At 34.6% G+C, this 20,217-nt stretch carries 17 protein-coding genes; 6 read left to right on the top strand and 11 right to left on the bottom strand.

The window, feature by feature from the left end; all coding sequences use genetic code 11:
* Positions 1-227: 227 nt before the first annotated feature.
* The 9 genes from QVA17_RS10120 to QVA17_RS10160 form a co-directional block, all read right to left on the bottom strand.
* Positions 228-1,034, bottom strand: a complete 807-nt coding sequence (locus QVA17_RS10120; protein WP_287388658.1) for an ABC transporter ATP-binding protein — start codon at positions 1,032-1,034, stop codon at positions 228-230.
* Entirely contained in the window at positions 1,034-2,026 is a 993-nt protein-coding gene (locus tag QVA17_RS10125; protein WP_287388660.1) for a FecCD family ABC transporter permease, read from the bottom strand. Before QVA17_RS10125 ends, QVA17_RS10120 begins: the two co-directional genes overlap by 1 nt.
* Entirely contained in the window at positions 2,023-3,021 is a 999-nt protein-coding gene (locus QVA17_RS10130) for a FecCD family ABC transporter permease (protein WP_287388662.1), read from the bottom strand. Before QVA17_RS10130 ends, QVA17_RS10125 begins: the two co-directional genes overlap by 4 nt.
* Positions 3,011-4,051 (bottom strand): iron-siderophore ABC transporter substrate-binding protein, encoded by a 1,041-nt coding sequence (locus tag QVA17_RS10135; RefSeq protein WP_287388664.1) that lies wholly within the window; start codon positions 4,049-4,051, stop codon positions 3,011-3,013. Before QVA17_RS10135 ends, QVA17_RS10130 begins: the two co-directional genes overlap by 11 nt.
* 215 nt (positions 4,052-4,266) lie before the next feature.
* Positions 4,267-6,222: an oxidoreductase gene (locus tag QVA17_RS10140; RefSeq protein WP_287388666.1), complete on the bottom strand. Its 1,956-nt coding sequence runs from the start codon at positions 6,220-6,222 to the stop codon at positions 4,267-4,269.
* A 193-nt stretch (positions 6,223-6,415) separates the two neighbouring features.
* Entirely contained in the window at positions 6,416-7,579 is a 1,164-nt protein-coding gene (locus tag QVA17_RS10145) for an RNA-guided endonuclease InsQ/TnpB family protein (protein ID WP_287388668.1), read from the bottom strand.
* On the bottom strand, positions 7,509-8,165 hold the full coding sequence (locus tag QVA17_RS10150) for an IS607 family transposase (RefSeq protein ID WP_287388687.1): 657 nt from the start codon (positions 8,163-8,165) through the stop codon (positions 7,509-7,511). The genes QVA17_RS10145 and QVA17_RS10150 overlap by 71 nt, the downstream gene beginning before the upstream one ends.
* Before the next feature lie 712 nt (positions 8,166-8,877).
* On the bottom strand, positions 8,878-9,081 hold the full coding sequence (locus QVA17_RS10155) for a hypothetical protein (RefSeq protein WP_027431534.1): 204 nt from the start codon (positions 9,079-9,081) through the stop codon (positions 8,878-8,880).
* 150 nt (positions 9,082-9,231) lie between these two features.
* On the bottom strand, positions 9,232-9,960 hold the full coding sequence (locus QVA17_RS10160) for an acyl-[acyl-carrier-protein] thioesterase (RefSeq protein ID WP_027431533.1): 729 nt from the start codon (positions 9,958-9,960) through the stop codon (positions 9,232-9,234).
* Between the two features lie 1,024 nt (positions 9,961-10,984).
* Here QVA17_RS10160 and QVA17_RS10165 point away from each other — a divergent pair.
* On the top strand, positions 10,985-11,812 hold the full coding sequence (locus tag QVA17_RS10165) for a ParA family protein (RefSeq protein ID WP_287388672.1): 828 nt from the start codon (positions 10,985-10,987) through the stop codon (positions 11,810-11,812).
* Between the two features lie 2 nt (positions 11,813-11,814).
* Entirely contained in the window at positions 11,815-13,008 is a 1,194-nt protein-coding gene (locus tag QVA17_RS10170) for a ParB/RepB/Spo0J family partition protein (RefSeq protein WP_287388674.1), read from the top strand.
* Positions 13,009-13,936: 928 nt separating this feature from the next.
* On the opposite strand, the gene QVA17_RS10175 is transcribed toward QVA17_RS10170, so the two are convergent.
* Positions 13,937-15,118: a hypothetical protein gene (locus QVA17_RS10175; protein ID WP_287388676.1), complete on the bottom strand. Its 1,182-nt coding sequence runs from the start codon at positions 15,116-15,118 to the stop codon at positions 13,937-13,939.
* Between the two features lie 1,382 nt (positions 15,119-16,500).
* Between QVA17_RS10175 and QVA17_RS10180 the strand changes: the two genes are divergently transcribed.
* From QVA17_RS10180 to QVA17_RS10195, 4 genes are read left to right on the top strand one after another with little or no spacing between them, the layout of a single operon-like run.
* The gene (locus tag QVA17_RS10180; protein ID WP_287388678.1) at positions 16,501-17,205 is read left to right on the top strand and encodes a hypothetical protein; all 705 of its coding nucleotides are present in this window, start codon (positions 16,501-16,503) and stop codon (positions 17,203-17,205) included.
* A 49-nt stretch (positions 17,206-17,254) separates the two neighbouring features.
* Positions 17,255-17,878, top strand: coding sequence for a 5' nucleotidase, NT5C type (locus QVA17_RS10185; protein ID WP_287388680.1), 624 nt, complete (start codon positions 17,255-17,257; stop codon positions 17,876-17,878).
* A 31-nt stretch (positions 17,879-17,909) separates the two neighbouring features.
* On the top strand, positions 17,910-19,112 hold the full coding sequence (locus tag QVA17_RS10190) for an MFS transporter (RefSeq protein WP_287388681.1): 1,203 nt from the start codon (positions 17,910-17,912) through the stop codon (positions 19,110-19,112).
* 52 nt (positions 19,113-19,164) lie between these two features.
* Positions 19,165-19,386, top strand: a complete 222-nt coding sequence (locus tag QVA17_RS10195; protein WP_287388683.1) for a DUF3784 domain-containing protein — start codon at positions 19,165-19,167, stop codon at positions 19,384-19,386.
* A gap of 598 nt (positions 19,387-19,984) precedes the next feature.
* On the opposite strand, the gene QVA17_RS10200 is transcribed toward QVA17_RS10195, so the two are convergent.
* Positions 19,985-20,217 (bottom strand): DUF5713 family protein (locus QVA17_RS10200; protein ID WP_287388685.1); only part of this gene is annotated, 233 nt, incomplete at its 5' end.

Consider the following 20,217-nt stretch of genomic DNA (forward strand, 5'->3'; position numbering starts at 1 on the left):
TCGGAATCCGCTTCGCTACTTCCTCATGAACGCAGTGGCACTTTGTGCCACCTGTCAGAAGGGGCTTTAACCCCTTCTGACACTAGTAAGCTTTATACCCCCGCTTAAAGCTTACGCTTTTGAAGCGTGGGATTGCTTACACTGCGTTCAAATAAACATTAATAGTAATAAAACGAAGAGGTTAAATCATCATTTAACCTCTTCGTTTTGATATTATATTTCACATATTATTTCTCAAAGTTATAATCATGCGAACTTATTGGAACTACGATAGGACTTGCAGAAATCGGATCCTGAATAACAACACTATCGATTCCATAGATTTCCTTAATGGTCTCTGGCACCACAATCTTAGTTGGTGTGCCTTCTGTAAGAAGCTTTCCATTTTTCATTGCAAAGATATAATCTGCGTATTTTGAAGAGAGATTAATATCGTGTAAAACCATGACTATTGTGATTTTCTTAGTCATGTTAAGCTCCTTTAAAAGATCTAAAATCTCTATCTGATAAGCAATATCAAGGTATGTGGTTGGTTCATCTAAAAATAAAATATCAGTTTCCTGTGCTAATGCCATAGCTATAAATACTCTCTGACGCTGGCCACCAGATAATTCATCAATACTTCTCTCCGCCAAATCCTTGATTTTCATTGCTTCCATTGCCTCTTCTATGGCTCTGTAATCTTCGCACTTTAAAGGCGACATGAAATTTCTATAAGGAAAACGGCCTCTTGATACTAATTCTTCCACCTTTATGCCCTCTGGAGCAATTAAAGTCTGTGGAAGTAAGCCGATAGTTTTAGCGATTTCCTTAGATTTTATGCAAAGCAAAGACTTATCATCAAGTAAAATTTCGCCTTTGGCTGGTAATAATAATCTTGCAAATGTTTTTAAAAGGGTAGATTTACCACTACCATTTGAACCCAGAATAACACTGATTTTATTCTCAGGAATGTGCAAATTTACCGACTTTAATATATTTTCATTGCCATAACCTACACAAATATTGTTAGCTAAAAGTGTGTGTTTCTTCATTATGCCTTTCCTTTCCTGTGCTGATAAATTAAGAGATAAATCAAGTATGGAGCCCCTAAAATTCCTGTAACTACGCCAACTGGATATCTTGTTGCCAATAGGTTTTCACCTACAAAATCACCAGCTAGAACAAGAATTGCCCCAACTAAACCTGACGATAATATATTGGATTGATTTCTTCCGCAAATTCTTGCTGCAATAGGACCCGACAAAAATGCAATCGAAGCAATAGGGCCTGCAATTGCTGTTGCAAAGGCAATTAGCATAACCGCACATATAATTAAAAGTGCTCTAACACGATTTACCCTAACACCATGAATAACTGCGATTTGCTCACCTAATGCTATAGATTGAAGGCTATGTCTAAAGCCAATAACTGTTAAACCACAAACTATAACAACTATAAAAAGCATTGGCAAAGATTCAGTAACTATGCCGTTTAAATTACCATTTAACCATCTCATGGCCGTTGGTACATCATATTCCGCCGCCTTCATAATCATCCAATTTGTCAAAGCACTAAAGAAGGCCTGAAAGCCGATTCCTACAAGGATTAATCGATTTGTTGAAAATTTGTCTCTGTATGAAATTTTATAGATCACCAAAGCTACCACAATTCCTGCAATTACAGAAATAAAGGATACTAGATTTCTATTTAATCTTAAAAATAAAATACAGTACACCGCTGCAACTGTTGATCCTGATGAAACCCCGATAATATCTGGACTTGCAAGAGGATTGTTAAGTAAAGTCTGAAAAATATTACCAGCAATTCCAAATGCCAAACCACATAGAATTGCAGCATAAACTCTAGGAAGTCTTAAGCGGGTAATGATGAAGGCCCCGGTGTTACTCATTTTCAATAAAACCTTAAAAACCTGGTCTAGACTGTAATTTACCGTTCCAAAACACAAGCTAATTAAGGCCAAAGCTAAAACAAGACCTGCTAATATACATAATTTAATAACGTAGATTCTCTTACTCTTTCTCATAGATTAGAAACCTTTGCCTTTCTGACCAAGAAAATGAAAACTGGTGCTCCAATTAGAGCTGTCATTATTCCTGATTCAAGTTCTGCGGGACGTCCTAAAATTCTACCTAAAACATCTGAGAAAAGTAGAATTGAGCTACCATATACGCCGCTAATTGCTATAAGTGGAGCGTGATTAGAACCTATTAGCATTCTTACAAAATGCGGCACCATAAGACCAATGAAACTAATTGGCCCCGCAAGGGCTGTTGTTGTAGCACAAAGTAAAACACCGCAGATTGCTGCAATGATCTTAGTTCGATTTACATTTAAGCCAAGAGCAATAGCTGTTTCCTCAGATAAAGAAAGGGTATTTAAACTATTTGACATACAAAGGCTAACAATAATCGCCAAAATCGTAATAGGCAAAATAAGTTTAATATCCTCATAATTTGTGCCACCGATACTTCCAATTTGCCAGAATCTATAAGTTGTCATGACGTTACTGTTAGGCATTACAATCATACTTATGATAGATGATAATGCAATGCTAATAGCTGAACCTGAAAGCGCTAGTTTAATAGGTGTTGCTCCACCAAATCCAAAAGATGCAAGTCTATAAACTAAAAGTGCTGCAAACATGGCACCTAAAAAGGCGAAAGCTATATATGACATTTTTGATTGGATATTAAAAAATGTAATTCCAACCACTATAAATAAAGAGGCTCCGGAATTTACCCCTAAAATACTTGGATCTGCTATTGGGTTTTTAGTAATGGACTGCATTAGCACCCCAGAAATACTAAGGGACGCTCCTGCAATTATTCCAAAAATTGTTCTTGGAATTCTAGCCTTTACAACATTTATATTGTAATCTGTGCTTTTACCGCCAAACACTGCCTTTGCTACATCTAAAAAAGCTACGGATTTTGCTCCGTAGCTTATAGATACAAAAGCAGCTATCATTAAAATAAATATTCCAAGAAAAAATACAAATGCAATTTTCTTATTCTTCATCGATATTCTTTGCTGCCTCACTTAATGCTGATAAATACTCATCAATCGAATATGGGATTGAAAGGATTGATGGTGTTGTTGCAGCTGCAAGTGTTGATGTTGAATCAAGTAATACAACTGCGTCATTCTTTACTGCTGGAATCTGACTCATTAAAGGATCTGCCTTTAATGCTTCAAGTAAGCCCTCATCACCATAAACAACCATAATGTCTACATCGTTTAAAAGTTCTGCATTTTCTCTAGAAATTGTAACTGAGAAATCCTCTGTACTTGAAGCTAAAGAAAGAATGCTTTCTGGTGTTGTAAATCCTAAATCGTTTAGGTATGAAGCACGTGGGTCAGCTGGTAAGTATGCGTAAAATGTACTCATGTCATCCTGTGAGATCCAGAAGAATGCTGCTGACTTTCCCTCTAATTCTGGGTAGTTAGCTAACTTATCTGAAATGAGTGCATCTGTTTCTTCAACTAATGCCTCACCTTCTTCTTTCTTACCAATTGCTGTAGCATTAGTAATTGTCTGTTCTCTCCAGTTAGTCTTCCAAGCTGTCTCAAGGTATGGAATTACAGGAGCAATTTCAGAAAGTAAATTATATTCTTCTTCAGTCATACCTGAATAAGAAGCAACGATAATATCTGGCTGTGCTGCAGCAATTGCTTCATAATCCCAACCTGTTTCATCGTTAAATACGTTAGGATTTGTCTCTCCTAAATTGTTAAAAGCTTCTTCTGTCCAAAGGTGAAGATTATTCTCTGACATCATACCAAAGTTTGCTGCAGATACTCCAACTGGAACTACGCCTAAAGCTAATATAGCATCCTGATTAGCCCAAGAAAGTGTTACAACTCTTTCAGGCTGACTTGTAATAGTTGTCTCACCAAAAGCATGCTCTATTGTAATCGGAAATTCTGCAGATGCCTCTACAGATGTTCCACTCTTTTGTTCTTGACTCTTTGAACTAGTGCCACATCCCATAACTGCTGTAGCTAAAATAGTTAAAGTCATTAATAATGCGAAAATTTTACCTCTCATTAAGTTTTTTCCTCCTATCTTTAGTTAGCATATGCTAACAGGACAATAATCTAACATAAGAGGATAGGTTTTGTCAAATTGTTTTTGGTTTAATTTAATTAAACAAAATTTTTTATCAATAAAAAATGGGACAAACTTTGAAGCTTCATCTCAAAGTTTGTCCCATTAATATTTTATTTATCCCACAAATATTAGCTTATAAGCTTATTGCTAACCTATAAACTAATTGCCGCCTTATATCCATCCTCTAGGGCCGCTCTAATTCTACCTGATTTAGAAGCATCGCCAACAGAAATCACCTCTGGGCAATTCTTCTTAATTTCCTCGTCTAAATCATTTGATTTAGTTCCAAGAGAAATTACTATATTATCAAACTTAGCTGTAACCTCTTCGCCAGTGTCAGTCTTTTTAAACTTAGCTTCATGCTCTGATACAGATAAAAGTTGATGCTTAGGGAAGAACTTACAGCCTCCTGGTGCTAATCTACCCATTACGTCAATTAAATTCTGGAAGAAGAGTCCAGGGCCAATGTCATCTGCCATTTCGTAAAGCTCGATACTGTTTCCCTGCTCCTGTAGGAATTCCGCTGTTTCAATTCCTGTCATACCAGAACCTACGACGCAAATATTTTTGCCACTGAGTTTACATTTTCCTGATAATACCTCTAGAGGTGTAATGATAAATGGCTGATCTAGGCCTTTAATTGCTCCTGGTAGCACAGGCGAAGAGCCAATAGCGTTAATTACCTTGTAGGGGTTCTCAGATTTTATTAAGTCAAATGTAGCCTCAGTATTTAGACAGACCTTAATATTGTACTTATCAAGCATTGCCTGATAATAGTCAATAAGCCATGTGATTTTTTCCTTCTTAGGTGGCTTGTTTGCTAGATTTAGCTGACCACCAATGCAGGAATCCTTTTCAACAATAACCGGTACAAATCCTCTTCGTGCCGCAACTACTGCCGCTTCAAGACCTGCCGGACCAGCGCCTAAGATAAGAACCTTTCTTCCAGCGCCATCTTCCTTTAGTGGAAGGTAGGTGATTTCATCGCCACCCTCGATATTTACTGTACACTGTGCTCTGATTCCGTTGTCTTCATTTGCCACCATGAGGCTTTCCATACAGTTAAGGCAAGAGATACATTTTCTTATCTCACAAACACGACCTTCCTTAACCTTGTTGCCCCAATCCGGGTCTGCGAAGAACTGTCTTGCAGAACCTACAAACTGCACGCCACGATCTAAAAATTCCATAGCGCCCTCAGGAGTTCTAATAACGGAACAGCCAATAACAGGGACAGATACTGCCTTTGCGATGGTTTCCGCATTTTTCATCTTCCAACCCTCATCAAATCCGGTTGGCTCCCAAGCCCAATTCATAGTCTCATAATTTCCGGAAGAAACGTCGATGGCATCCACGCCGTACTGCTCGAAAAGCTTTGCCATTTCCACAGCGTCCTCTAAAACCATGCCGCCTTCTATGCCGATTTCACGCATATATTCGTCTGCTGAAAATCTAATAATTATCGGATAGTCGCCGCATTCCTTTCTGATGCCCTCAATAATTTCCTTAATGATGCGCACTCTGTTTTCAATGCTGCCGCCGTACTCGTCTGTACGGTGATTTGTATAGGTCGAGATAAATTCACACAATAAATAACCGTGTGCTGCATGAAGAACAACACCGTCAACGTCTGCTTTCTTCATTCTCACAGCACCGTCCACAAAGTCCTTAACTGTGGCCTTAATCTCCTCCACTGTCATTTCGTGGGTGGGCATATGAATCAAATTGCTTTCCTGACCACTTGGTGAAGCCATGGAACCGCCGTTAATTGGAGCAATTCCCTGACATCCCGGGTGGTACAATTCAACGAAAAGCAGCGATCCGTATTTGTGAACCTCATCTGCCATTTCCTTGTAGCCGGGTATGAATTTATCGTCGTCTGTACAAATGTTACGAAGATTACCACGTCCAGTCTTACTGTTAACAGAAGCTACTTCTGTCATTACGATACCGCATCCGCCCTTTGCTCTCTCAGCATAAAAAGCTATGTCACGCTTCGACACGCTACCGTCAAGCTCTGCATAATAATTGCCCATTGGCTCAAAAACTATTCTATTTTTTGCTGTCACGGGGCCGATATTATGCTCTGTAAAAAGTTTTTCGTACATCGCATATACCTGCCACTCAAAATGTGATTAAATATACTCACATCGAGATGTTGTAAGTTCTCACGAACATTACTTACTGTTTCAACGTGTATGCTTTTGTGGTTACAAGTAACACACTACTCACAAGTTCTTGTACACTCCACAGTCGTTAATTCCCGAAAATAGCCTTCGGTACATACTTACAATTGCTTGATTATGCAACTTTGTAAGTCGCAGCATCTCTTAAATTAAGACTTGCGTTAACATCTCTATCTTCAATATAGCCACATTCACACTTGTAGATTCTATCTGAAAGTTTTAAATCTTTTTTAATAGAACCACAGCAGTGACATAGTTTTGATGATGGATAAAATCTATCTACAACTCTTAATTCAATGCCATTATCATCACATTTTACTTTAAGTTTAGTTCTAAATTCATGAAACTTCTGCGATGCGACAGCTTTTGAAAGATGCTTGTTCTTCATCATTCCTGATACATTTAAATCTTCAATAGTTATATAAGACGGTTTGGATTTCACTATCTCTGCTATTGTTTTGTTAATGTAATCTGTTCGAATATTGTCTATCCTATGATGAAGTTTTTGCACTTTAAGCTTTTGTTTTTGTATATTTGCTCTTTGAGTGGTTTTTCCTTTCTTTAAATTTTCAAACTTACGTGAGAGACACCTTTGCTCTCTACGTAATTGTTTTTCAAGTTTCTTAAGTTTTACTGACTTGTTAATATTCTTGTAAGTGTGACCATTAGAAACGATTGCAAAATCCTTTAATCCTAAATCTATACCAATTCCCTCGTTAGAATTATTGGCAATCTTGTTGTCAGGGACTTCTACAAGAACTGAAACATAGTATCTACCCGCTTTTTTAGAAACTGTACCACTTTTAATTTTCCATCCATCTTTAGTTGTAGGTATATAACCTTTTTCTTTTAGTTTCACCCAACCAAGAGTAGGAATGTTAATCCTATGTCTTTCGCAGGCACAGTCTTTTGGATTATTCTTTACAAAGTACATCTTTACATCGGACTTATCCTTTTTCTTGAAATTAGGATATCCGCTTTGATGTTTGAAGAATTTTGTAAAAGCAGTACACCCATCTTCAATAGACTTCTTTACTGATTTTGAACTTACTTCCTTAATCCATAATTTATCAGGATTATTTGGAAGATATTCATTATTTAGCCAGACACTAAAACTCTTACCACTCATAAACTTCTCACCTTTGTCGTAAAGTTCTTTATTATGAGCGAGATAGAAATTGTAAATATATCTACAAGTTCCGATAGTTTTATTGATTTTGGCTATTTGCTGCTTTGACGGATTGATTTCTGTCTTGAAGCTCTTTAGCAATTTCCTCATCCCTTTCTATTTGTTTTTTATACTTACGAAGTCCGTACAGCCTACAAGAAAACTCATGAAGGATTGAAACAATATCCTGTACAAGTTCTTCCTGTGGTGATAGCTCTTCATTATTTACTACCACTATGGTTGTATTGAACTTCTTACAGAATTTTTCAAACCAATCATAGCCCAATCTGATAAATCTATCTTTATGTGTAACTATGATAGTTTTGATTTTTTGTTCCATTACTTCATCTAATAGTTCATTCCATTTCTTACGGTTGTAATTTAGACCGCTACCATAATCCTCAATATATTGATCTACGATAATCCCTTTGGCATTACAAAACTGTCTTAAAAAAGACACTTGATTTTGCAAATCATCTTTTTGGTTTCTTGTAGAAACTCTGGCGTAAATAACAGTCTGACGATTATCATTTTCTGTATTTATGCCCTTGAACTGAAGATATTGTTCATAAGTATAATAACGCCTATCGGTTGGAGTTCGGTTTGCTTTTAATATTCCTTCCCTATCCCAGCGTTGCAATGTCTTAACAGATACACCTAATAGTTCAGCAAAATCTTTTGGTTTATAATTTGTGATATTTGATGTGTTCATAGTAGTTTACTCCTTTGAGTACATTTAAACACATTAAATCACAATTATCAACAATTCTGATTACTTAACTCATTCTCCTTATATAATATATTTATAAGTTATATAAACAGTATAGTCAATATATTAGTATAGATTATTATTTAATTCTGTGACTATCTAAATATTAACTCTTCCTTGCTTTTGTTATTAATTGTTTTAAAAAACATACTTTGGAATTTACTATAGAATTATAGTTTTATATAAAAAATGTCCCCGGCCTGGGGGACCGGGGATGAGTAGAGGGGATAGAAATATAGTCAAACACGAAGGAATATGGAGATTAACCTTCATGTCTCTGTGCTTTTTCAATGTTCGTTTCTGTCTCACGAACAAGTATTATTATATCACCGATTTTATATTATACTACTGATTTTTTGTCTTATTTTGAAAAATTTTACTGATTTTTTGTCTTGAACTAGATTTTACACAATTTATTGATTCAGTATTTATGCGGCTTTAGCGCATTAAAACTTTAAAAATGTGAAAACCTTTTCACATAATTCATACAAAGTCATACAGTTTCAAGATCAACAAAGGCGCATGAAATCTAGCTTTCTGAGTATTAGACATATATTTTACTTAATTTATCAGTAAAATTGTTTTAACTAAATTCCTTAGCTCTTTTTATAATTAGTTTTTCAATATTTCACGTAAAACATTATTCGATAAAATCTGCAATCTTTGATCCTACTTTTTTACCAATCTTTTTTGCTGTTTTTCCAGCTTCTGATGCTACTTTCTTTGTTTTCTTGTCAATTTCGTGCTCTTTGATGTAAGCTTCAGCCTTATCAGCTGCATTATTAGTAGCATCTACAGCCTTTCCCACACCGTTTAAAAACTTCTCTTTATTAATTAGTGTCATAAAAATCCCTCCTTTTAGGCTATTGGTAGTAAACTCTTGGCCGTTAGAAATACATTTTCAAAAGCATTAAAAAAGGCCCTTAAGTATGCTAAATTAACCTATCTTTGTTAATTTGAGTATACCATAAGGGCCTATTTCTTTCAATCTTCTTTAATTTTTATATTCTATAACTGCATTAAGCTTATTCTCTGTCTCAAAAGTTACCAAAACTCTGTCATTATCCTGGAAATACTTTACCACAACATCGTCATCCTTTAGGATTTCCTTCTTGTATTCAACTCTAATATCAGAAAAATGCTTATTAAAATATAATTCTTCCGGAAGAACTTCATTTGCAATATCAATATAGCTGATATTATGCATATGACCGTTATAATCCATGTCTCTACGTCTAAGCTTATAGTTTAAGCTAGCAATTTCCTGCTTATTTTCAAGAGCTGAGATATCGATCTTGGCAATTTCTTCATCAAAAACAGAAACATCCTCTGACTCATATCTATCCATGATATCTGCAGTAATCTTCATTGGTCTACGCTTCTCAAGATTCATGTAAATCCATCTAGAACTGCCAATTGCAATTAAATTCTCATCTTTATCGAATAATTTGAAATCTCTGTAAGCTAAAAGTCTGTCAGCCTTTCTAGACCAAGTAACTGCCTTGATTTCTTCGTCATAATCTGGTCTTCTAATAACCTTTACTTTCCAATCAAGTAGTGCCCAAGCAGCGTTATTATCCTGTATTTCCTTAACGCCAAAGCCCACAGAAGCTGAGTGAACTGACGCAATATCTTCCATAATCTCTAAAATTGTTTTGTTTGTGGCTAAATTTTCATAGCCAATATCCTCTACACCGATTCTATAAGAACGTTCAAATGTCATTAAATCTACCTCTTATTCTTAGTTTCGTGTGATTTGTAAGGAAATGCTCATAATTCTAATAAAAACTAACTGCTAATATCATTGTAATATAAGATTTAAAGCCTTTTACTTACGTCGTCATACAATTAATTATTTTATCATGATTAAAATGTAAAATCACCTAAAGATTTAATAAAATCACAAATAGTTCTAATTCCTTGAGTTCTTGTTCCACGTGAAACAAAGAACGTATGTTTATATGTGTTTGGTATTGCATAATTGCTATATTTTCATATTTCTTTAATGAGAAGTGAACTCAGTTCAAAATTGGAGATATATAATTTTCAGATCTGTTATTGTAAAGTGCTGAATAAGGTATGATATAGTTTAAGTAAATTAGTAATTTGTAAATTTGTAGTTTTATGTTGGTTATGGATTATAATTGTGAACTGAGTTCAATTTTAAATCAGTAATCTTTAAAGAAAAATTTTAATGAATGCTAATCATTAATTGGTTCATAATCCAGTCTACATAAATCTAAATAACTTGGATTATTTTTGAACTCAGTTCAAAATTTAATTCAGTTAGAATTCAAAATTCAATCACAATATCTTATAAAATTAACAAAGAAAATGAACTGAGTTCAACTTATTAGATAACATAAAACATTCGCCTTCCAGGGATTAACTGGAAGAGTAGGATATAAGCATTGTGAACTCAGTTCAAAATATTCCTTTGATACAATACTTGAGGATGATTTGAAGATAAATGTTGAAAATTAAAGCATCTAATATAGTTTGTAATATAGTTTGAACTCAGTTCATTTTTTAGCAGCTATCTAGATATATTTTCATAATAATTAGTAAAAAATGATGAGAAAGCATTAGAAATAAGCTATAAATTCTATAAAATCCCATTGTTTTTCAAAAACAGATGGTAAAATCTTGAACTCAGTTCAAAATTATTGTACTTTTTGATGAAATCTCCTTGAATGAAAAAATATATGATGTATAATGAATATTAGATGAAATAAGGGAGGTCAACTATGTCTGAAGTTATCAGCTTAATTAATGAAAAAGGCGGTGTTGGTAAGTCAACTTCGTCTATCACAATTGCTCAGATTTTAGCAATTTCTGGTTATAAGACTCTTCTAATTGATCTAGATCCACAGATGAACACAACTAAAATGTTTGGTTTATCAGAGGGAATAGAAGATGAGAACTATGAACAGCTGTTTTGTAGTAAGATGGATAATCTTGAAGAACTCGAATATTATGTTACAGAAACAGAATACGAGAACATTTCTATATTATCCGCATCAAGAGAATTAAACAATCTAATATATGTAATTTATGACAAGATGAAAGAAACTAACGTTGAATTATATTTACGTCATAATTTAGCACTTCTTAAAGAGAAATACGATTATATCATCATCGATAATTCACCATTTAAATCATATTTAACAACATGCGCAATGTGTGCAAGTGATAAGATTATTACTCCAATCTGTGTAGATAATTTCTCATATGATGGATTAATGTCACTTATAGATTCAGTTGATGAATTAAACGAAAAGTACAATTTAAATATTGAATTTGCAGGTATTTTCATGACAAGAGTAGCTGGAAGAACAACACTTTTTAAGCAGATGTTTGAGTCTTATGAAAATATGTTCGGAGATAAATTCCTTCCGCCATACATCAGAAATAGTATTGCTGTAAATGAGTCAAATACAACATTTGAACCACTTTTAACATACGATAAGAGATGTGGCGCAGCGCAGGATTATATAGAGCTTGTAAATTATCTAGGATTAATGGATAACAAGCACTATAGAGAACTTGCAAAATACTTGAAAGGAGAAAAGTAATTATGGCTAAAAAAAATTTTAGCGCAGGAACAACCAAATCAGGTAATTTAGGCAACGCTGGAGAGAAGATGAAGGATCTTCAAGCAAGAACTCAATATAACTTTAAGTTCATTCCAAAGGAGCAGATTAAGGCAAACCCTAAGAATGAAATGTACAGTCAGGATGGTATTGAAGCATTAAAAGAAAGTATCTTAGTAAATGGTCTAAGACACAATCTATCAGTATTATACGACGTAGATACAAACACATATAGATTAGTATCTGGTGAAAGACGTTTTAATGCTATTTCATCAATGACAGATAAAGAATATAACAACCTTTTCCCATCAGGTATTCCTTGTAAGGTTGAAAAGCAGACAACAAGCGAACTTGATGAAGAAATCATGCTTATATCTGCTAACCATGATGTAAGAGAAGCATCAATGGAAGTAAAAAGATGGGAAGTTAGCCGTCTAAAAGAGCTTTACGAAGCAAAGAAATTAAAGGGTGAAATCAGCAATATTAACGCTGAAATCGCTAAGCAACTTAACATCAGTGAAAGACAGGCAAGAAAATATACTACAGCCGAGAAGTTAATTCCAGAACTCAGTGAATTACTTAACTCTAACGGTATTGATCTTAACCAGGCTGATAAGTTTGGTAAGCTCGATGAAGAAGCTCAGATGTCAATTTTAAATCTTATTAAGAACAATGGTAAGGTTGAAAATGAAGAGTATAAGTCAATCAAGAAGCTCTCAGAAGAAAAGGAAGCAGAAGCTAAAGAATATCAAGAAAAACTTCAGCAAGCTTCCAAAGAATTAGAAGAGAAAAATGAAAAGCTTACCCTTCTAGAAAACAAGCTTAATGAGATTACTAGCGTTCCACAGCCAACTAAGAGCAAGGAAGATCTTGAAGATGAACTCAAGTATATAACTAGAGCTAAGGATAAGGCTGAAAAGGAAAGAGCTAGATTAGAAACTAACCTTGAAAAGTTAAAGCAAGCTCAAAAAGAAAAAGAGCAACGCAACACTGCAATTTCAGATTCAGAATTAAAAAGAATTTCTTCAATTGCAAAAACAGAACAGGCATTAAATTTACTTGAAAATAATTTTGATATTTTGAAGAATAACAAAACTGTCATCAAAAATGATGCAGATTTGCGTCTCAGAATCGAATTATTAAAGAGCAGAATGGATGACCTTTTAAATAACCTCTAATTTGCTCATATAGACGTTTTTGTTAAAAGCCAATTAATTTATCCTTTTAAATAAAAAAGTCGCTATATGGACAAAATAAAGCTATAGTTTTTTGTGGATAATTTTAAAAATTATTTGGATTTATACACAAAAAAGAAAATTTTAAGAAAAATAGAGCAGGAAGTAGATTTTATTTTCTGGAGAAATAAATCAAGCCCTTTTAAATTATTAATCACAGTAATTAAAAAGAGCTTGATAGAGAAGAAAATTCTCCAAAATAAAATTTACTTCCTAAATTTTTATAATTCATATAGTAATTTTAAATACTTTCAGAAAAATGTTAAAGGAAAAAGATTTTATCATAAATTAAGCAATAAAATTATAAATTGTTGGCTTTAAATAATGAGATCCTGTAACTTTATAAACATTTTCTATCGTTAAAACGATATTAAAAATTCTTTTTTATATAATTTATAAATCAATAAATATATTCCAGATACTCTTTTTATAAACATAAATACAATACATTAATTATTAACATTAATTGATAAATCAAATTCTTTTAATCACAGTAATGGTGCGGTTTTCAACGATTTTCACAAGTAAATTTCTTTGCTGCGGATTGTTGAAATCTTTTAAGGGATGTTGAATACATTTTCCTAAAAGTCGAATAGTTTTTTTGTAGGTTGAAAGCTTAAAAGTTATGGTTGAAAAGCTGATAAAAACTGTTGAATACATTCAAGAAAATGTCGAAAACTTTCTAGTAAAAAGAATAAAAATCTCAATTATTTATAAAACTTTTTAAATCTTTTTTAAAATTCAGGGTAAATATGACTGAAAAATGTGGAAATTAAATGATAATTTAATATTTTTAGAGGAAAAATGAGCTAAAATTAAACGAGAAAGTGAATTTTTAAAATTTCTGGACACAAAAAGAAGACTACTTGTTTTAAGCAGCCAAATTTTTGTTATTAAATTGAGATCGTAATATTGAATTTATCAAGGCTCCAACGTCTTTTATATCGTTTTGACGATTGGTTAAATAATAGCTCTTGTAAATAATTTGTATTACATCAATTACATAATCATAAGAATAATGAACAGCAATTCTTGAAATATTTTCAATTTCTTTTGGACTAAATTTCAATAACTTAAATCCTGATTCACATGTTTCATCCTTAAAGAAGTCCTCAAATCGTTTTTCATACTGACCAGATGAATTTATGATAGGAATGTTTCTATTGAAGTCCATTACAAATTGAGTAAACATTTTCTCATACTCATTAGTAAGGTTTTCTTTCTGCTTTTTAGCTAAGAACTTCTCATTAATTGTAAACTTGATAATCTTCTTCTCGATGTTGATTTTGAAAATGTCAGTTGGTGTTTCAAGAGAGCTCTTAATAATGCAAGGCTTGCAGTAGTCTGGTAGGCCTCGCTTGATATCCTTGATATTTACTGAATCTATACTTACGATTCCGTTATAGTTTGTCTGATCAAGATTGATGAGCTCACGTAAATAAATTCGAAGCGCAACTAAAGACTTAATAGCAATTAAATTGTTAAGAAGTTCTCTAGATAACACAATAAAACCACGACCTCCCTTATTTGCTGGAAGATAGTAGTTTTCGAAATTATTGATAATTACTGTAACCTTATTAGTATCTGACTTAACGTAATCAATATATGAATAACTTGTTAGAAGTTCGAGGTTATTCCATATTGTTTTTGGATTACAATTAAGCTGCTTAGCTAAATCTAAAACATCAAGGTTTTCTATAATTCCATGTCTATCTGGATGATAGAAGTGGAGTAGTAGTAAAAGCTTAATTCCGTTAGCTTTAAGCATTGGTTTGTAACCAAATTGATTTTTCTCATTATGATATACTGTTTCAGTCACGGTCTGGTTAGTGAAAGACTTGTAAGGACAACTATTACAGTTATCACAGGCTTGCTGATATTTAGTTGATGACTTAGGAAATGCGTTAATGATTGATTTATTAATACAATTACTACATCTTGTATTAGTAAAGTCTAAAGTTGGAACTTCGACGCTTCTTGTTTCAGAGTAGTTTTTCTGAATACCAAGAGCTGGAACTATAACAATTTTTCCGATATTAGCAAATTTATCCAAGATCTTTCACCCCCTTTTTTTATTGTGAGTTTATCAATATCTTGTGGTTTTATCAAATTGAAGTATTTACTTGTAAAATATCTACAAATTGTGGAAAAGTCTCGATTTTTTCGACGATTTACTCTAAAATTGTCTACATCTATCTTGATTTACTCTGAAATTGTCTACGTTTTTTTTGAAAAATTTTTTTGTAGAGCAATTTTTACAAAAAATCGCAAAAATACTCTTATTTTATCTACAATTTTCTTTTTTTAGTCTGAAATTTTTCTTTAAAATTTCTAAAATGCCCTATTTATCGAAAAAATGTAGACATGCCGATTTTTGAAGTCTAAAAAAAACGACAATATATTATACTAACTACAGTATAAAATATACTGAAAGTATACAAAATATTTTAAATTGAGGCGAAAAAAATCAAAAATTACTCTAATTTTGTCTACATAGAAAAAATTTACTCTGAAATTGTCTACATTCGATTTAAAAAAACAAAAATTTACTCTAAAATTGTCGACATTATCGTAGTAAATTTTATATTCAATAAACTTAATAAAAATAAAAATGATAATTTGATTTTTTAGAATTCAGTATTTATGCGGCTTTAGAAAGACTTGTTCGAGTTAAATTTAAGAAAAAGACGACAAAGTATAAAAAAATACCTAAATTAAGGCATTTTTCAAAATGAAATTTTTAGAATCGGAAAATTTTTCTTTTGAAATTTGAAAGATCAAATTTGAAAAAATGTAGACATAATGTAGACTAAAGAAAGCTAGTAATTTTTAAAAATTAAATTTTTAAATGGCTAATTTTGAAAAAATGTAGATAGTAAAATTAATTTGGATATTAAATGGTGTTATGGTATTATTTATTAAGAAATTAACAAATCGGAGTTTGTAGGTTGCAAAATGGTCCCATGGGGACGGGGTTAGGAGGTTCAGAAAAAAATATGTTGTATATAAAAAGTATATCAATCCCGAATGTAAATCCCTATAAGGATTTAGGGTTCCAAGGGTTTAACAATCGATTTTATTATATGGATACTGCATGGGGTAGACATAGTTGCCCTATCGAAGAAGTAGAGTATGAAGCCTTTTTTGGACAACGCTATAAAAAGGACACGGAGATAGGCTATCTCGTGGATGAAACCTTGGCGAACATTCTACATAGATTAGGGCAAAGAGACTTCGATTTTATGCAAAAGTTATATTCGAATCCGGATATACAAGGTTTTGACTACGTCTCTAAGACAGATTCTTTCCCTATCTCGGAAACCTATCACGCGTATATCAAGGGGTTACGGGAGGCGTATGAGAAGAGTCGTCAGCAGTAGTTGAAAGATGGTAAGGCTCTAAAGATGGACGAGTATAGCGAGGCAGGAGAGGAATATGAAACATTTTATATTTAAGAATCAGAAAACGAACAATAATATACTTGCTCAGGAAATTGGTAATCTAAACATGCTACTTTCTGAACCAACTGCTGCGACTAGGCACAACGCGGATTTTCGTAACAGAAGAATAGATTTTTATTTTGAAGAAGACAAAGTGTTTATAGAAGGATTAGCTGATATTGGTTACACGTTTTGGTTATCAAGGACTGACATTACGGATATTTCGACAAACGCTAAGATATGCCAGCATATTTTGTATGATTCTGTCGATGTGTTCTATTCCACAAACAAATATTTTGATGGATTAACTAGATTATATAAGAAATCTATTTTACGAATTGGAGATTCTACAGAACCAAAATGGGCAACTCCGTTTGACACGTATATTGGCGATGATGATAAAACGGGATTATATATCGCCAAATCTCTGGTTGAGTTTAAAAGTGAAATAGATAAACTGTGTGAAGCGAGAGAAGATGGTGGTAATTATCTTAGCGTCATGCAGGTCTTTTTGGAACGTTTATCCAAGAGAACGGATGACCCGATATTGGATTATACTACTGCTGCACCATGGATTAAAATCATGGAGGACGAAGACTACCTTCTGTGTTCAAGGAACGACCAGATTCGAGAGTTATATTTGCAGTTAAAAAAACAGTACAGAGATCTTTATAACAGGTATATGACAGAGGTACGCTAGTCGGGCAATTCTGGCTTTCGTGTAGGCTTGGAGGAAGTAGAGAGAACAAATGGTATTTTACGTAGATTTTGATGATTGTTTATGTGAGACGGCAAAGTCTTTCACGGAGATTGCTGCAAGGCTTTTTGATAAAAAGGTTCCTTATGAAGATGTGAGATTCTTTAATCTCCAAAAGACCTTTGATTTGAACGAAGAGGAGTATCAGCTTCTGATGGAGGAGGGACATCGCCCGGAAGTTTTACTGTCCTATGAAGAGACTCCTGGATGTTCCCAGGTGATCAATGAGTGGTTAGATAGAGGACATGAAGTATATATCATCACCGGTAGACCTTATAGTGCGTATGAACCATCTCGCCAGTGGCTGGATGAGCATGGTTTGGAGCGAGTGAAGCTGTTTTGCCTAAATAAATATGGCAGGGACGCATTTTATCAAGCGGGAGAGCATAATCTGGAACTGGAGGATTTTTACCAGATGCAGTTTGACTTTGCAGTGGAAGATTCTCCATTTGCAATCCCTTATCTGGAGCATTTTCCGGATTTGAAAGTTATGGTATTCGATAGACCTTGGAATCAGGAATGTGATTTTCCAAATGAAAACTTTAAGAGGGTTAAGGATTGGAAATCAATTAAGGAGTACGTAGAGAACCTTTTGGGGACGAATGGACACGATTGATATCAGCAAATCGGGATTAGTGGAGTAGAACATGGATAAAAAAAGGGCTTTGTCTGGCGCCATAACATTTATAACCCTGATGGGAATCGTAAGTCTGTTTTCGGACATGACTCATGAAGGCGCCAGAAGCATATTGGGCGAATATCTGAACCTCGCAGGGGCATCCGCTGCAACCATCGGATTTGTGTCCGGTATAGGAGAATTGTGCGGGTATTCACTAAGGCTCATATCCGGATTTATAGCAGATAAAACGAAGAAATACTGGACATTTGTTATCACAGGCTATGTAATACAGGTTCTGGCGATTCCTGCACTGGCACTCGTACCTGAACATGGCTGGATTTGGGCCTGCGGTCTTGTGATCCTGGAGCGTATCGGAAAAGCGATAAAAAAGCCTGCCAAAAACACATTGGTAAGCTTTGCGGCAAGCGAGATCGGAACCGGAAAAGGCTTTGCCTATCAGGAGTTTCTGGATCAGCTTGGCGCGTTTCTCGGACCGGTACTGCTTTTTGTAACAGCTCTTGTAAAAGGTACAGACGACCTTTTTACAACATATAGGATCTCTTTTGCGATACTGCTTGTTCCTGCAATGATCACCATAGCTCTTGTTTTGACAGCAAAGATAAGATACCCTGATCCGGAGATCTTTGAAAAGCAGGAAGATAAACCGGCAAGCTTTGAATTCAGGAAGTCATTTGTTCTGTTCATGGCGGCCATCTGCTTTTTTGCTTTTGGCTTTGCAGACTTCACCCTGATCACACTTCATTCGGCTAATACCGGAGCATTTAATGAATCCATGCTCAGCCTGCTATATGCTGGGGCAATGGCTGTGGATGCCTTTGCTGCACTATTCTTTGGCTGGCTTTATGATAAGGTCGGGCTGAAGGCTCTGATCATTTCCACACTATGCAGCACATTCTTCTCATGTTTTGTTTTTATGACTGGAAATGCCTGGTTGATCGGAGCTGGGATAATTCTGTGGGGGATTGGAATGGGTGCGCAGGAAAGTATTATGAAAGCAGCTGTCAGCGGAATCGTCCCGCGTTCCATGCGAAGCACCGGTTTCGGAATATTTGAGACAGGATTTGGTATTGCGTGGTTTCTGGGCAGTTGGCTTCTCGGTGCCCTGTATGATTTGAATCCTGTGTATCTTGTCACTGTGTCTGTGGTATCACAGTTTCTGGCGATTGCATTTTATGCTTTATGCCTCCGGTGCAATAAGACAGAGTGCTAACAATTCCAGTTTGACGGGATATCACTAAATCGGGATTTATGGAGGTGTATTTATGGTTGTCGTAAAGGTACTGGCTATATTGTTGGGACTTGCGTTCTTTCTGTTTGGATACTTTATCTATTTCAAGAACAAGTATAATCTTATCAATGGTTTTGAGGCAGACTTTAAAGCTGGTCGAAAGAATGAAGAATATGCAAAGCGGGTAGGAATGATAGAGTTTGTTATTGGCATAGTTCTAATAATCTTAGGTCTTGCGCTTATTATATTTGTTTAACAAATTCAAGTTTGTCTATATGAGATACTATTGATTTCAGGCCGGAAACAATAACAAGCAGACCGCTTGACTAACTGTCAAAATGCTTTTTTCTAACGGATCTCTAACAGATTTTTCGAATTAGAGATCCTTTTATTTTTCAACGCTGATCGGCTCCTGCACTCTTGGCGCGCCCACAAACGTTGAAATTTCAAGGTGTTCAGTAATACGACCCGGACCTGGCTAACGTTAGATAAAACTCCCCTTATGCGACTGGGGGTCAAGAGGCCTCGGGTTCAAGTCCCGACACTCCGACCAAAGGGACCGAGAACACTTGGAATTTCAAGTATTCTCGGTCTTTTTATATGCTGTTTTGTGCGTGCTTGATTTTTGGCACTTTTAGGAGGAATCAAGTATGCAAGCCAAAAGAAGCAAAATCATCAGAATGCCCCAAATTTCAACGACTTCCGCCTCTGACGCGTTCAGCAGATATCTGCGGATCAAGCACGCACAAGGCACAAAAATCAAGACACTTCAGACCTACGAACAGCATTTTAAAGCAATTGGACATTCATAGTGTATCCTCCAACAATAATTCATACGAATATGAAATTGGCAATTACCACTCTCGTTCTCTAATTGCCTCTTCAATTTCAATGGGAATGCCAAACCACTCTAAAATATACTCAACAGTTTCTCCAATACTATCACGCGCCACTGTTTCAATTTCACTGTCATTTTCATCAAATTCTTCTTGTAAATCATTTATAGCACGAACGACCTCATCAAGTTTTTCTTGAACAATATCTATATTAGTTTCACCGCTTTCAAGTAAATCTATGACCTTCTGTA

It is taken from the genome of Lachnospira sp. (assembly GCF_016290755.1).
In the GTDB taxonomy this organism is placed as follows: domain Bacteria; phylum Bacillota; class Clostridia; order Lachnospirales; family Lachnospiraceae; genus Lachnospira; species Lachnospira multipara.